The organism is Companilactobacillus allii (assembly GCF_001971585.1).
GTDB lineage: Bacteria > Bacillota > Bacilli > Lactobacillales > Lactobacillaceae > Companilactobacillus > Companilactobacillus allii.
This window is the reverse complement of sequence record NZ_CP019323.1, coordinates 1,751,733-1,765,581: the sequence shown is the minus strand read 5'-3', so window position 1 is coordinate 1,765,581 and position 13,849 is coordinate 1,751,733. Positions and strand designations below refer to the sequence as shown.

At 34.1% G+C, this 13,849-nt stretch carries 17 protein-coding genes; 1 reads left to right on the top strand and 16 read right to left on the bottom strand.

Translation table 11 applies throughout. The annotated features are described in order from the left end of the window. Nucleotides 1-7: 7 nt before the first annotated feature. From purF to BTM29_RS08610, 9 genes are all read right to left on the bottom strand, one after another. Nucleotides 8-1,417, bottom strand: a complete 1,410-nt coding sequence (gene purF / locus BTM29_RS08650; protein WP_076616192.1) for an amidophosphoribosyltransferase — start codon at nt 1,415-1,417, stop codon at nt 8-10. Next, entirely contained in the window at nt 1,402-3,609 is a 2,208-nt protein-coding gene (gene purL, locus BTM29_RS08645) for a phosphoribosylformylglycinamidine synthase subunit PurL (RefSeq protein ID WP_076616190.1), read from the bottom strand. Before purL ends, purF begins: the two co-directional genes overlap by 16 nt. Further along, a complete protein-coding gene (gene purQ, locus BTM29_RS08640; RefSeq protein WP_076616187.1) occupies nt 3,610-4,287 on the bottom strand; it encodes a phosphoribosylformylglycinamidine synthase subunit PurQ in 678 nt (225 codons plus the stop codon). It lies immediately after the preceding gene. Then, the gene (gene purS, locus BTM29_RS08635; protein ID WP_076616184.1) at nt 4,287-4,535 is read right to left on the bottom strand and encodes a phosphoribosylformylglycinamidine synthase subunit PurS; all 249 of its coding nucleotides are present in this window, start codon (nt 4,533-4,535) and stop codon (nt 4,287-4,289) included. The genes purQ and purS overlap by 1 nt, the downstream gene beginning before the upstream one ends. Nucleotides 4,536-4,544: 9 nt before the next feature. Then, nucleotides 4,545-5,249 carry a phosphoribosylaminoimidazolesuccinocarboxamide synthase gene (purC, locus tag BTM29_RS08630; RefSeq protein WP_076616182.1) on the bottom strand — a complete coding sequence of 235 codons (705 nt, stop codon included), beginning with the start codon at nt 5,247-5,249 and terminating at the stop codon, nt 4,545-4,547. 9 nt (nt 5,250-5,258) lie between these two features. Beyond that, complete coding sequence (gene purK, locus BTM29_RS08625) at nt 5,259-6,380, bottom strand: 5-(carboxyamino)imidazole ribonucleotide synthase (protein ID WP_076616179.1); 1,122 nt, start codon at nt 6,378-6,380, stop codon at nt 5,259-5,261. Then, complete coding sequence (gene purE / locus BTM29_RS08620; protein WP_076616174.1) at nt 6,373-6,858, bottom strand: 5-(carboxyamino)imidazole ribonucleotide mutase; 486 nt, start codon at nt 6,856-6,858, stop codon at nt 6,373-6,375. Before purE ends, purK begins: the two co-directional genes overlap by 8 nt. A gap of 243 nt (nt 6,859-7,101) precedes the next feature. After that, the gene (locus tag BTM29_RS08615; protein ID WP_076616170.1) at nt 7,102-7,329 is read right to left on the bottom strand and encodes a YneF family protein; all 228 of its coding nucleotides are present in this window, start codon (nt 7,327-7,329) and stop codon (nt 7,102-7,104) included. Nucleotides 7,330-7,393: 64 nt separating this feature from the next. Beyond that, entirely contained in the window at nt 7,394-7,636 is a 243-nt protein-coding gene (locus tag BTM29_RS08610) for a DUF896 domain-containing protein (protein ID WP_120270382.1), read from the bottom strand. Between the two features lie 138 nt (nt 7,637-7,774). Between BTM29_RS08610 and lexA the strand changes: the two genes are divergently transcribed. After that, nucleotides 7,775-8,398, top strand: a complete 624-nt coding sequence (gene lexA / locus BTM29_RS08605) for a transcriptional repressor LexA (RefSeq protein WP_076616164.1) — start codon at nt 7,775-7,777, stop codon at nt 8,396-8,398. 71 nt (nt 8,399-8,469) lie between these two features. On the opposite strand, the gene rplS is transcribed toward lexA, so the two are convergent. The 7 genes from rplS to ftsY form a co-directional block, all read right to left on the bottom strand. After that, the gene (rplS, locus tag BTM29_RS08600) at nt 8,470-8,823 is read right to left on the bottom strand and encodes a 50S ribosomal protein L19 (RefSeq protein WP_076616160.1); all 354 of its coding nucleotides are present in this window, start codon (nt 8,821-8,823) and stop codon (nt 8,470-8,472) included. Between the two features lie 118 nt (nt 8,824-8,941). Then, nucleotides 8,942-9,667 (bottom strand): tRNA (guanosine(37)-N1)-methyltransferase TrmD, encoded by a 726-nt coding sequence (trmD, locus tag BTM29_RS08595; RefSeq protein ID WP_076616156.1) that lies wholly within the window; start codon nt 9,665-9,667, stop codon nt 8,942-8,944. Beyond that, a complete protein-coding gene (gene rimM, locus BTM29_RS08590; protein ID WP_076616153.1) occupies nt 9,667-10,185 on the bottom strand; it encodes a ribosome maturation factor RimM in 519 nt (172 codons plus the stop codon). Before rimM ends, trmD begins: the two co-directional genes overlap by 1 nt. A 70-nt stretch (nt 10,186-10,255) precedes the next feature. Continuing rightward, nucleotides 10,256-10,528, bottom strand: a complete 273-nt coding sequence (gene rpsP / locus BTM29_RS08585; RefSeq protein ID WP_076616149.1) for a 30S ribosomal protein S16 — start codon at nt 10,526-10,528, stop codon at nt 10,256-10,258. 86 nt (nt 10,529-10,614) lie between these two features. Continuing rightward, nucleotides 10,615-12,054 (bottom strand): signal recognition particle protein, encoded by a 1,440-nt coding sequence (gene ffh / locus BTM29_RS08580; RefSeq protein WP_076616146.1) that lies wholly within the window; start codon nt 12,052-12,054, stop codon nt 10,615-10,617. A 12-nt stretch (nt 12,055-12,066) separates the two neighbouring features. Beyond that, nucleotides 12,067-12,408, bottom strand: coding sequence for a YlxM family DNA-binding protein (gene ylxM / locus BTM29_RS08575; protein WP_076616143.1), 342 nt, complete (start codon nt 12,406-12,408; stop codon nt 12,067-12,069). Nucleotides 12,409-12,410: 2 nt separating this feature from the next. Then, nucleotides 12,411-13,835 carry a signal recognition particle-docking protein FtsY gene (ftsY, locus tag BTM29_RS08570; protein WP_076616140.1) on the bottom strand — a complete coding sequence of 475 codons (1,425 nt, stop codon included), beginning with the start codon at nt 13,833-13,835 and terminating at the stop codon, nt 12,411-12,413. Nucleotides 13,836-13,849 lie beyond the last annotated feature (14 nt).

The window sequence follows — 13,849 nt, the reverse complement described above, 5'->3', positions numbered from 1 at the left end:
ATTCTCCTTAAGCGTCAGTCTCTGCATAATCATAAAGATATGCGGGATAATTACCATCAAAATATGACAAATCTAATCCTGTATCCGGACCATCTGTTTTTAAGCCAATAGCATCTACCAAACCATCTTCACTGAGAAACTCTAATGAGTCGGCATCAAACATTTTGCGCATTTCTTCAATGGATTTGTGTGATGCTAATAATTCACTTTTCTTTTGTATATCTATTCCAAAGAAACATGGAAACTTAAACTGTGGTGAAGCAATTCTCAAATGAACCTCTTTTGCTCCAGCTTCTCTAAGCATTCTTACAATATATGCACAAGTAGTGCCACGTACAATTGAATCATCAACTAAAATGACTTTCTTATCTCTAACAACACCCTTAACTGCCGCTAGTTTCTGTCTAACAGATTTCTCTCGTAATTCTTGTGTAGGCTGTATGAATTCTCGACCCATATATTGGTTCTTAATTAATCCCATTTCATATGGAAGACCACTCTCTTCCGCAAATCCACTAGCAGCCGACAATGACGAATTAGGAACCCCCACTACAATATCCCCATCAACAGGTTGTTCCTTAGCTAATCTTTTACCCATACGTTTTCTTGCAGTATGAACATTTATACCCAATAGATCTGAATCAGCCCTGGCAAAATAAACAAATTCCATTGAACAAAATGCTAACTTAGTATCATTTGTCCAATGATCGATTTCCATCCCTTTGTCAGAAATTGTAATCAATTCACCTGGTAACACATCTCTGACAAATTCAGCATTAACTGCATCTAGTGCACAAGTTTCACTTGCCACAACATATGAACCATTGTTCAATTTACCAATTGAAAGTGGTCTAAATCCATGACTGTCTAAAGCAACGATCAATGAATCCTTTGTCAGTAATAAATAGGCAAAACCGCCTTGGATCTTATTTAGAGCATCTTTGATCTTATCAATCTGCTTTTCTTCAGTTGAAATTTTTATTAAATGCATCAGTACTTCAGAATCTGAACTAGATTTAAAAATATGTCCTTTACTTTCCAATTCTTTTTTTAAAGTAATCGAATTAGTAAGATTTCCATTATGTGCTAGTGCAAATTGCTCATCAGTAAAGTCAAAGAGTAGAGGTTGAACATTCTCAATTTTGTTCTCACCAGCGGTTGAATATCTGACATGTCCAATGGCTGCATTACCGACAAGATCATACAATCTTTGTTTGTTGGCAAATACTTGCGACAATAAACCAAGATTTCGATAACTGTGCAGTTTACCATTTTCATTGGTGACTATCCCTGCACCCTCTTGACCACGATGTTGCAAACTATGAAGTCCTAAGTATGTCAGATAATTTGCATTATCAGCACCCCAAACACCAAAAACTCCGCATTCTTCATGTAAACTACTTATTTCATTAAACATGGTATGGCCTCTTCCCACTTACTAAATACATCGTTTAACTCTAAGTCCAATTCATCATCATGAGTCTTAACGGTGAAAATCGGTTCACTACTTACGAATCCTAGACACTCATAATTACTCTTGAATAATGATTCAATATTAGTTTTATTTTTACTATTTACAGTTACAAGAAATCTAGATTGTGTCTCAGAGAACATGTTTCTTGTCGAAATGTCTGTTTGAATATTAAAGCCTAATCTATTTTTAAACGCTGATTCTGATAGAGCGGTTATTAATCCACCCTCAGATAAATCATGACAACTTTCCAATAATCCTAATTTAATGGCTTCTATGATCAAGTCTTGATTTTTCTTTTCAATTTTTAAATCAACGTTATTTAATGAACCTTCAATTTTTCCTAATTGAATATTTTGAATTTCGGAACCATTGAAATCGTCATTTGTAGCACCAAGTAAATAAATCAGATCTCCAGAATTCCTAAAATATGATGTTGTAATATTATCAATATTTTCAATTAATCCGACCATACCAACCATTGGACTTGGATAAATTGCTTCTTTATTGAATTCATTGTATAAAGATACATTTCCTGAAATAACTGGAACATTTAAAAACTCACAAGCATCTGCAATTCCCTGAACACTTTGATCTAGTTCCCAAAATATCTCAGGGTCCTCTGGATTCCCATAATTTAAACAGTCAGTGATTCCGACTGGAACCCCACCTGAAGAAACAATATTTCTGGCGGCTTCTAGTACTGTAATTTGACCACCAATATACGGATCAACATAAACATATCGTGAATTACTGTCGTTGGTTGAAGCAATTGCTTTTTTTGTTCCTCTAATTCGTATAACACCTGCGTCAGATCCGGGTTTAACTACTGTATTGCTCTTAACTTGTGCGTCATATGTTTTATATAGATATTCTTTGGATGCAATCGTTGGACTCGATAATACTTTTAGCCATGTATCTTTAAATGAATCTATCGTTGGAATAAACTGTTTCTTACTTTCAATTATTCGTTTTGGCTTTATACCTTTATGATCATATTCTGGTACATCCTTAACCAAACTATCTACTGGTATGTCGACCACAAGCTTGTCTTCGTGATATATCTTATATTGTTTTTCAGCGATAACTTTTCCAATAACAACCGCATCAAGATTAAAGTTCGAAAAGAATTCCAGTACTCTTTTTTCAAATTCTGGTTTAATACAAAGAACCATACGTTCCTGCGACTCTGAAAGCATCATTTCATATGCAGTCATATCAGACTCACGTTGAGGTACATTATCCAAATTAAGAATTAGGCCACTTTTAGCTTTTGATGCCATTTCCGCTGTAGAAGAAACCAATCCTGCTGCACCCATATCTTGAATCCCCAAAATCCATTCTGAGTGCTCATGAATAATTTCAACACACGCATCCATCAATAGCTTTTCCATAAATGGATTCCCAACTTGAACAGCAGAACGCTGTTTCTTTTTTTTGTTTGAAAATTCATCAGAGGCAAAAGTAGCCCCATGGATACCATCTCTACCTGTCTTTGCACCAACGTAGACAATTAGATTGTTACTTCCACTAGCTTGTCCATGTTTGAATTGAGTATTATCTAACAAACCTATACACATAGCATTTACGAGTGGATTTTTTTCGTAACAGTTTTCAAAAGCTATTTCTCCACCAATTGTAGGAATACCGATACAATTCCCGTATCCACCAATTCCAGCAACGACTTCTTTAACCAAATGTTTAGTTTGATTATTATTAATTGGTCCAAACTTCAAACTATTTAAAAGTGCAATTGGAGTTGCACCCATTGAAAAAATATCCCTAATAATCCCACCAACACCGGTTGCAGCTCCTTGATAAGGTTCAACTGCAGAGGGATGGTTATGACTTTCAGCTTTAAATACAACAGCCTGATTATCACCAATATCAATGATCCCAGCATCTTCACCTGGTCCCGCTAATACCCTTGGGCCTTTGTTAGGTAGCTTTCTCAAAACCTTTTTTGAATTTTTATAAGAACAATGTTCACTCCACATAACTGAAAATAAACCAGTCTCGGTATAATTTGGAAGGCGACCAAGAATCTTTTCACTGATTAATTTATACTCAGAATCACTTAATCCCCATGAACTATATATTTTCTCTTCTTGAACTTGTTTCGGAGTTGGTTCATTCATTTATGATTGCACCTCTATTTTCATGTTCTCAATCATTGATTGGAAAAGTTTCAATCCATCTTTGGAACCTAGTATTAATTCGATTGCACGCTCAGGATGAGGCATCATTCCTAATACATTTTTCTTTTTATTGGTTATACCAGCAATTCTTCCGACACTTCCATTTATATCAGACGTATATTCAAAAATAATCTGATTATTCTCTTTTAGTTCTTGTAAAGTTTTATTATCACAATAATATCTACCTTCACCGTGTGCAACGGGAAGGGTAATTGATTCATTCTTTTTATACTTATTAGTAAATGTAGTGGCTTCGTTTTTAACTATCAATTCAACGTCCTCACAAATGAACCTATTTTGACGATTATTAATCAATGTTCCTGGAAGTAACCCAATTTCAGTCAATATTTGAAATCCATTACAAATGCCTAGGATTGGTTTACCAAGATCTGCAAAACGCTTTACTTCTTCAATAATTGGCGCATGACTTGCAATAGCTCCACTACGTAAGTAATCTCCGTATGAAAATCCACCAGGAATTAAAATACCGTCGTATCCATCTAGAGAAGTCTCCTTATAACTGACTAGTTCAACTTGTTCTTTAATACCATCTTTAATTGCATAATATAAATCCATATCACAATTAGAACCAGGAAAGACTATTACAGCAAATTTCATCAGTTAGCCTCCACAATTTCATAACGATAACTTTCAATATTTGGATTGGCTAACAGATCGTCACAGATTGAATCGATTTCACTTTTTAAATTATTACTTCTATCATCAAATTTGATTTCGAAATATTTTCCAATTCTAACATCGAGAACATCCTTATAATTCATACTGTGAATAGCATCCTTAACAGCCTCGCCTTGTACATCAACAACAGAATCTTTCAAAGTAACATACACCTTTACAAGTATCATGATTCTCTCCTATTCAGCAATTATTCTATCTAGAACTTTTTTATAAGTGACAGCCAAGTCACCTTTTTTTTGTCTAAAAATATCCTTATCCAAAGAATTATGACTTGTTTGATCCCATAAACGACAATTATCAGGTGAGAATTCATCAACCAAAATAATTTTTCCATCGATACGTCCAAATTCTAATTTAAAATCAATTAAATCTAAATTTGCTTTACTGAAAAATGGAATTAATAATTGGTTGATCTTCAATATCTGATCTTTAACAAAATCAATCTCTTTTTGCTTCGCAATATGTAGTGATAATACTTGTGAATCATTGATAAATGGATCTCCTAATTCATCACTCTTGAAATAAAATTCAATAATTGGCTCTTCAAGCATTTCTCCGTCCATTAAATCGAACTTTTTAGCCAAACTTCCAGAAACTCGATTCCTCAAAACAACTTCGAGTGGAATTACTTCAGTCTTCTTTATTAATTGCTCATGATCAGAAATATTCTTAATCACGTGTGTTTCAATTCCATTTTTAATCAAATAATTAAATACCAATGTGGAAATCTTGCAGTTTAAAACACCCTTACCAGGAATTATTTCCTTACGTTTACCATTTAATGCTGTAGCCTGATCTTTATATACCACTAACAATTCATTTTCATTATTGGTTTTAAACAAGTCCTTAGCTTTGCCTGAATAAATCAAATCGTTATTCATAATTTCTCCCTATTTATCCCAAATTGAATTTTTTTCAATTTTATTTATAGATTCATCTAAATTCTTTGTCAAAATCGTAATATGTCCCATTTTTCTATTGTGTTTTATTTCAGATTTTCCATAATCATGTAAATTCCACTCAACATGGTTAAAAACACTTTTTCTAGATTCTTCAAGATGTTGACCTAATACATTAACCATTATGGCTGGACTAAATTGCTTGATTTTAGGCATAGGTAAATTGCAAATACCCAAAATATGTGCATCAAACTGTGAAATATTACATGCTTCAATCGTTAAATGTCCTGAGTTATGTGGCCTAGGTGCAATTTCGTTAACAAACAATTCATCCGTATTCGAAATAAAAAATTCAACACACATAGTACCTACAAGTTCTAACTTATTTGCAATATCTTCAGCAATAAACTGAATTTTTTCAGCCATAACACTGCTAATTCGTGCTGGGCATATACTCAAATGAAGTATATTCTCACGATGGATATTTTCGATCACAGGAAAAAGAGAAGTCTGCCCATCAACATTTCTAGAAACAACAACCGATACTTCTTTTTCTAAAATAATTGTTTTTTCTAGAATGCACTCCCCAGAAGAAATGAGATCTTCAATACCGCTTATATTGGTAGAACTAATTCTAATTTGTCCTTTTCCATCATATCCACCACGAATGGTTTTAATTATTGAAGGTGCGCCTATTTCATCGATAGCCTTTGTAAAATCTTCAATACTACTGACGACTTCATGTGGAACTACTGGAAAATCGTTTTTCTCTAAAAAATCTTTTTCAAAAATTCTATTTTGAGTTACTTCCAAGGCCTTAGTGCCTTGTGGGATATAAGTATATTTGGAAACTTCTTTTATTGTCGTTGCATCAACATTTTCAAATTCATATGTTAAAACATCCACTTTTTTAGCTAATTCAATCAATGCATTTAAATCGCTATATTCAGCGATTATTTGTTCATCCGAAACCTGTGCTGCTGAACAATTAGGTTGAGGATCTAAGATAATTACTTTGTACCCTTTCTCTTTGGCAGATAAAGACATCATTTGTCCTAATTGACCACCACCAATAATTCCGATAGTCGAACCAGATAAAATTTGATTATTCAAGATTCTTCCCACTTTCAACAGAATTATCATGCATTTGCTTTTGATACTTAATAAGATTTGATTCGTATTCTTTATTTTCAAGAGCACAAATTTTAGTTGCTAAAATTGCAGCATTTATAGCTCCTGACTCTCCAATTGCTACAGTAGCCACAGGAACACCACTAGGCATTTGTACAATCGATAATAATGAATCCATACCATTAAGTGCTTTAGTTTGAACGGGTACACCTATAACTGGAAGTATCGTCGAGGAAGCCACCATACCGGGTAGGTGTGCTGCTCCACCCGCACCGGCGATAATTACTTTAAAATGTCTTTGAGAAGCTTGAGAGGCAAAATAAAGCATTTCTTGTGGCATTCTATGCGCAGATATCACTTTAAGTTCATAACTAACTTCTAATTTCTCTAGCGTCTCGACAGTCTTATTCATTGTCTTTAAATCAGAGATAGATCCCATAATTATTGCAACGTCTTTCATTATTTGTTTACCCTTTCTTTATTAGTAAACAAATAATATCAGTTTTTTTTTGATCTTTCAACCAAAATACGTACATTTATATTGATACAGTTAATTATTATTCGTGGATACGCTTTAAAAAAGAAAATTTTAATAGTAAATAATTATATTAGTTCGTATTTAGCTGTAATTTGTTTTCCTTATATAAAAAAATAGGTCACACAAGATTAATTTAATAATCTCGTGTGACCTATAATCTATAAACTATTTTTTATTGCTTTTCTTTTGTTGAGTTTTCATTGAACTCATCAATTGATTTAATTTCTTTTGTGAAGGCTTTTGTCCCATTTGAGCCATCATTTGCTTAATCATATCAGAATTAATTGGTGGATTATCTTCGAAGTATTTCTTCATGTAATATCTTGCTGCAAAGAAACCACCGACTGCACCAACTAATAAAGCTATAATACCAACTGCGATTGTTATTCCCATATCTATTGTTCACCCTTTCCATACATCTTATAATGATACAAAAAATTTAATGTAATTAAAAGGACTAATCGTCACGTAATCCTTTTTTACGTTGAATTTCTTTAACTTTATTTGGTGTAACTTCTTTTCCTTCTTTATCAAACACGCGCATAGTCTCGATTTGTTGTCTGAAACCAGCTCGGAAATTTGCTAAATATTTTTTCCTTAGAACTTCTTGCTGATGCTCTTCTTCGTGCGTAATTGTTCCAGCTTTTGCCTTATGTGCCAATTCATTAATTTCAGCAATAAGCTTTTCTTGTTCTTTCATAAACATTATCTCCTAAAACAATACTAGAGAATCAAATTAATATTTTTTTGATCTCTCTTTATTATACCGAACACTTGTTTGAATTTATATCATTATTCTGATACAATCTAACTAAGATATTAACAATGAGGTGTTCTAATGTCAAAAGCAGAAGGATCTAAACAATCCCAAATTTTACAATGTATCCATGATTATTTAGACGAACATGGATATCCGCCAACAGTTAGAGAAATATGTGAAGCAGTTGACCTTTCATCAACATCAACGGTTCACGGTCACTTATCAAGACTAGAGAAAAAGGGATATCTCCAGCGTGATCCAACAAAACCTAGAGCTATCGAATTAACAGTTGCTGGTCTTAATTCAATTGGTATAAAATCAAAACAAATTCCAATTCTAGGTGCAGTTGCTGCAGGCCAACCTATTACAGCAGAACGTAACCCAGAGGGCTACTTCCCTTTACCACCTGACTTAAACCGCGATTCCGGTGAATTATATATGCTAGAAATTCACGGTGAAAGTATGATAAATATCGGTATTTTGGATGGTGACCAAGTAATCGTTCATGAACAACATACTGCTAATAATGGCGAAATAGTAATCGCAATGACTGAAGACATTGAAGCCACTTGTAAAAGATTTTACAGTGAAGATGGACACTTCAGACTACAACCTGAAAACGATACGATGGATCCAATCATTTTGGATAATATCGAAATTTTAGGAAAAGTTGTTGGACTATATCGTCCAGAAATATTTTAATTTGAGAATGCCTTTGGCATTCTTTTTTATTTACAAAAAAAAAGATACCTAAGGCATCTTTTTTAAAGTCATTAGATATCGCGACGACGTTCTTTGATACGAGCTGCCTTACCTTTACGATCACGTAGATAGTAAAGTTTAGCGCGACGTACACGACCATGTCTTACAACATCAATCTTTTCAACACGTGGTGTGTTTAATGGGAATGTTCTTTCAACACCAACACCACTACTGATCTTACGAACAGTATATGTAGCACTAACGCCAGAACCATGTCTCTTAATTACAACACCTTCGAATAATTGGATACGTTCACGTGAACCTTCAACAACCTTAGCATGGACACGAACTGTGTCTCCAGGACGGAAGTCAGGAATATCTGAACGTAATTGTTCTGATGTAATATCTTGAATTAATTTCTTCATTTAAAGCTTCTCCTCATTCGACACTCTTATATATCTTAAAGAATATACAGCGGAATATCGTTAATATGTGTTCAAACACTCTTACAATAATACATTATTTGATTTTAACTGTAAACTATTATTTTGATTTTATATCATTTAATATTTTTCGTTCTTCTTTACTGAATTCAACATCTTCCAATAAATCTGGACGTCTATTCAAAGTTTTCTTCAAAGATTGCTCCAAACGCCATAAACGAATTTTCTCATGATTACCACTTGTTAATACTTCAGGTACTTTCTTGCCTCTGAAATCAGCAGGTCGAGAATATTGAGGATACTCTAATAAACCATTTGAAAATGATTCATCCTCTGCAGAAACAGAATTGCCCAAAACACCTGGTACAAAACGTAATGTAGCATCAATCATACTCATCGTTGGTAACTCACCACCGGTCAAAATATAATCACCGATTGACACCTCATCAGTAACCAAATCCTTTACACGCTCATCAAAACCTTCATAATGGCCACAGATAAATACCAACTGATCTTCTTTAGCAAAATCTCTAGCCATATTGGTATTAAATGTTTTACCTGCTGGATCTAGCAAAATAACTCTTTTTTTACCGGGTTTCTTAGTTTCAACATAATCCATAGCATCATAAATCGGCTGAGCTTGAAGTAACATCCCTGCTCCACCACCATATGGAGCATCATCAACGTGATTTTGTTTGTTAGTCGTAAAATCCCTAAAGTCTACAACATCAATGTTAACTAATTCTTTTTCTTGAGCCTTACCTATCAATGATTCATCCAAAGATTGAAACATTCTAGGGAAGATACTTAAAATTGTAATATCCATTAATCTATCAATCCATCCGGAATTTCGACATCCACCTTTTTGGCATCGAGATCCACTTTTTTAACAACATCTGCAATATAAGGTATTAAAACTTCCTTGTATTTTGGACCTTTAACAACCCAAACATCATTAGGACCAAGTTCAATTATCTCTTTTATTTTACCAATTTCACCCAAATTAGGATCAACAACGGTTAATCCAATTATTTGACTGTAGAAAAATTCGCCATCATTAAGTTTAGGTTTTGTTTCATTACCAGAGAATAATTCCGATTTAACATATTGTTCGACGTCATTGATATTATCATAGCCTTCAAACTTAATTAAAATAAAATTCTTATGTTTCCTAGATGATTCAACAATAAGTTTTTTATCTTTTTTACCAGATTGACGCAAAAAAAGATTAGCACCTTTTTTGAATCTTTCCTCTGGAAAATCTGTAATCGGAATAATTCTTAATTCACCTTTAATACCGTGAGTATTAACAATTGTACCCACTCTGTAAAGTTCTTCAGTCATTGAATCCTCCATGATAAATAAATAGGACCTGATAAAACAAAGTTTTATCTGATCCCAATTTACTTATTCATTATTTTGAATATTTACTTTCATGATACTTTTGCATAATACCATGTGTCTTAAGTAAGTTACGAACTGTATCTGAAGGTTGTGCACCTTTTTGTAACCAGTCCATAATCTTATCATCATCTAATTTAATTTCTTCTGGTTGTGAAATTGGGTTGTAGTAACCAACTTGTTCGATAAAGCGGCCATCACGTGGTGCACGTGAATCTGCAACAACGATTCTATAAAATGGTCTTAACTTACTACCCATACGTTTCATTCTGATTTTAACTGACATTTGATTTCCTCCTAAATACTTAACTTTGTTAGTATACACAAAAAAACACAGGGTGTAAAGTTTTTTTCTTTACACCCTGTGTTTTTTTATTTTGATTTAAAACGCTTGATTTTCTTCAAACGCTTCTTCTTATTCTTCTTTTGTTTTTTAACCATAGAATGCATTGCCATCTTACCTAATTTACCTTGCATTCCACCGCCCATCATCTGATCCATACCTGACATATTTCCCTTACTCATTTGTTTCATCATGTCACGGGATTGTTTAAATTGCTTGATCATACGATTGACTTCTTGAATATTTCGACCAGAACCACTGGCTATTCTACGTCTTCTCGACGGATTCAATAAATCTGGATTTTCACGTTCCTTTGGTGTCATTGAATAAACAATTGCTTTTAAGTGATCAATATCCTTTTCACCAATATTAACATTAGCAAGTTGTGGATTATTAGCCATACCTGGAATCATCTTCATTATTTCATCAAGAGGACCCATCTTTTGGACTTGATCCATTTGATCAATAAAATCATTGAAATCAAAACTATTTTCTCTGATCTTCTCAGCCATATCTTCTGCTTGTTTAGCGTCATAATCTGTCTGAGCCTTTTCGATCAAAGTAAGCATGTCACCCATACCCAAGATACGATCAGCCATACGATCAGGATGGAATACATCCAATTGATCTAATTTTTCACCTTGTCCAATAAACTTAATTGGCTTTCCAGTCACGGAACGAATTGAAAGTGCAGCACCACCACGAGTATCACCATCTAATTTAGTTAATACTACACCAGTGATATCTAATTGTTCATCAAAACCATGTGCAACCTTAGCTGCCACTTGACCAGTCATTGAATCAGCAACGAAAAGGATCTCATCTGGATGTGCCAATTCTTTTATGTGCAATAGTTCATCCATCAATTTATCATCAATTTCCAAACGTCCTGCAGTATCGATAATTACATAATCATTTTTATTTTCATCAGCCTGCTTTAATCCATTACGAACAATGTCAACAGGGTCCTTATCAGTACCTTCATCATAGACTGGTGCTCCGACTTGCTCTCCAACCACTTTCAATTGCTCAATAGCAGCAGGACGGTAAACATCCCCAGCAATAAACATCGGTCTGGCATTATCATTGGCCATTAAGTACTTAGCCAATTTACCAGCTGTTGTAGTTTTTCCGGCACCTTGCAGACCAACCATCATAATAATCGTAGGTATGTGTGGAGACTTATTTAAAGGAACTGCTTCGTCCCCCATTAATTTGGTCAACTCATCGTCAACAATTTTGATAACTTGTTGAGAAGGTGTCAAACTATCCATAACTTCAGAACCTAAAGCACGTTCTCTAACTTGTTTAACAAAACTCTTTACAACGTCAAAGTTAACATCGGCTTCAAGTAAAGCCATACGAACCTCACGCATTACAGTACGAACATCGTCTTCAGAAAGTTTTCCTTTACCCTTTAGTGAAGAAAAAACTTTTTGTAGTCGTTCACTTAATCCTTCAAAAGCCATTTTTTGCTCCCATTATTTTTCATTTATTTTTGAAATACGTTTAACTAATTTGGACAATTCTTTATCGTTTGGATATCTTGCCAAAACGACTTTTTCAAGTTTTCCAGAAATATCATCTATTTCCTGCGTCTTCTTAATTAGTCCAAGCTCAACTTCAAATGATTCTAATAGACTAACTGATCTATGCAAGTTATCCATAACTGCCTGACGAGAAACCTTAAGTTGCTCTGCAATTTCACCTAGAGAAAAATCCTCAACATAATACAAATCTACATATTGATCTTGTTTCTTTGTAAGTAATGCATGATAAAAATTATATAACAAATTAATTTTAGTATTCTCATCAATATCCATAATTATTTACCAGAACCAACAATGAGTTCCTTAAATAATCCATAGATGAACTTCTCTGGATCAAAATCACGTAAATCATCCATCTGTTCTCCAAGTCCAACTAGCTTAACTGGAATATGCAATTCATTTCTGATTGCTAATACAATACCACCTTGTGAACTTCCGTCAATCTTTGTTAAAACAATTCCTGAAACTTCAGTGGTCTCATTAAATTGTTTGGCTTGACTTAAGGCATTTTGGCCAGTTGAACCGTCTAGAACTAACAATACTTCTTGAGGCGCCTCAGGTAATTCACGAGTGATCACACGCTTGATTTTTTCAAGTTCACGCATCAAGCCCTCTTTGTTCTGTAATCTACCTGCAGTATCTACCAATAATATATCAAAGTTTTCATTAATTGCACGCTTAACAGCATCAAAAACTACTGATGCTGGATCAGTTTGAGGTTTGCTTGCTTCAACAGGTACATCAACACGACGACCCCATTCTTGAAGTTGTTCAATTGCTCCGGCTCTAAATGTATCTCCAGCAGCCAAAAGAACTTTCTTACCTTCTTGTTGATATCTGTGGGCTAACTTACCAATTGTCGTAGTCTTGCCAGCACCATTAACTCCAACAAACAAAAATACTGTTGGAACTTTATCTGTACTAAATTTTAAAGAGTTATCTTCTTCTTTTCCCTCTTCATCGTACATATCAACCAATTTACGTACAATAACGTCCGAAACATCTGATCTTTTTTTAACATTCTCCAACTTAACTTCTTCACGTAACTCATCAGATATACGCATAGCTGTTTCATATCCAACATCTGATTCGATAAGAAGCTCCTCTAGATCATCAAAGAAATCCTCATCGACACTTCTAAAGTTAGCCAAAAAATGATTAAATCTAGTACTAAATGAATTCCGGCTCTTCTTTAAGCCCTCATCATATTCTTTTACATCTTTTTCTTCAGATTTTTCCTTTTCGTCTTCATCTGTAGATTCATCTGATTCCGCTGGACTCTCTGATGTAGTTGTAGTATCCGTAATTGTTTCTGAAGAGTCACTTTCGGATTCTATATCCTCAGGTTCTTCTTGAACACTAGTATTAGACTCTACTTCTTTGACTGGCTCAGAGGTATGCGGTTTAACCTCTTCTTTAACTTTTGTAACTTCATCCGTATTAGTAGTATCCAATTTTTTGGAAACATCTTCAGAATCTGTGGTTTCAATAGATTTTTCGCCAGGTTCATCTGTAGATTTCTCAGTAGGTTCCACTGGTTTTTCTACTTCATTATTATCGACGTTCTCAAGGGTTTGAGTATCATCTTCTTTTGTATCTTCAGTTGATTCTTGTTTCTCTATACTTTCCTCGGTAGATTTCTTTTCTTCATCATCATCTTTACCGGTGAAAGCCTTCTTAATTCGATCAAAAAGTCCCATACTTTAATCTCCTT

Coding starts and splice junctions, on each gene's coding strand:
- purS (WP_076616184.1), bottom strand. CDS start 4,535: ATGATACTTGTAAAGGTGTATGTTACTTTGAAAGATTCTGTTGTTGAT.
- rplS (WP_076616160.1), bottom strand. CDS start 8,823: ATGAAGAAATTAATTCAAGATATTACATCAGAACAATTACGTTCAGAT.
- purQ (WP_076616187.1), bottom strand. CDS start 4,287: ATGAAATTTGCTGTAATAGTCTTTCCTGGTTCTAATTGTGATATGGAT.
- BTM29_RS08610 (WP_120270382.1), bottom strand. CDS start 7,636: ATGAAAGAACAAGAAAAGCTTATTGCTGAAATTAATGAATTGGCACAT.
- rimM (WP_076616153.1), bottom strand. CDS start 10,185: ATGACTGAAGAACTTTACAGAGTGGGTACAATTGTTAATACTCACGGT.
- purF (WP_076616192.1), bottom strand. CDS start 1,417: ATGTTTAATGAAATAAGTAGTTTACATGAAGAATGCGGAGTTTTTGGT.
- trmD (WP_076616156.1), bottom strand. CDS start 9,667: ATGGATATTACAATTTTAAGTATCTTCCCTAGAATGTTTCAATCTTTG.
- lexA (WP_076616164.1), top strand. CDS start 7,775: ATGTCAAAAGCAGAAGGATCTAAACAATCCCAAATTTTACAATGTATC.
- purE (WP_076616174.1), bottom strand. CDS start 6,858: ATGAAAGACGTTGCAATAATTATGGGATCTATCTCTGATTTAAAGACA.
- ylxM (WP_076616143.1), bottom strand. CDS start 12,408: ATGGATATTGATGAGAATACTAAAATTAATTTGTTATATAATTTTTAT.
- BTM29_RS08615 (WP_076616170.1), bottom strand. CDS start 7,329: ATGGGAATAACAATCGCAGTTGGTATTATAGCTTTATTAGTTGGTGCA.
- ftsY (WP_076616140.1), bottom strand. CDS start 13,835: ATGGGACTTTTTGATCGAATTAAGAAGGCTTTCACCGGTAAAGATGAT.
- purC (WP_076616182.1), bottom strand. CDS start 5,249: ATGAATAACGATTTGATTTATTCAGGCAAAGCTAAGGACTTGTTTAAA.
- purL (WP_076616190.1), bottom strand. CDS start 3,609: ATGAATGAACCAACTCCGAAACAAGTTCAAGAAGAGAAAATATATAGT.
- ffh (WP_076616146.1), bottom strand. CDS start 12,054: ATGGCTTTTGAAGGATTAAGTGAACGACTACAAAAAGTTTTTTCTTCA.
- rpsP (WP_076616149.1), bottom strand. CDS start 10,528: ATGTCAGTTAAAATCAGAATGAAACGTATGGGTAGTAAGTTAAGACCA.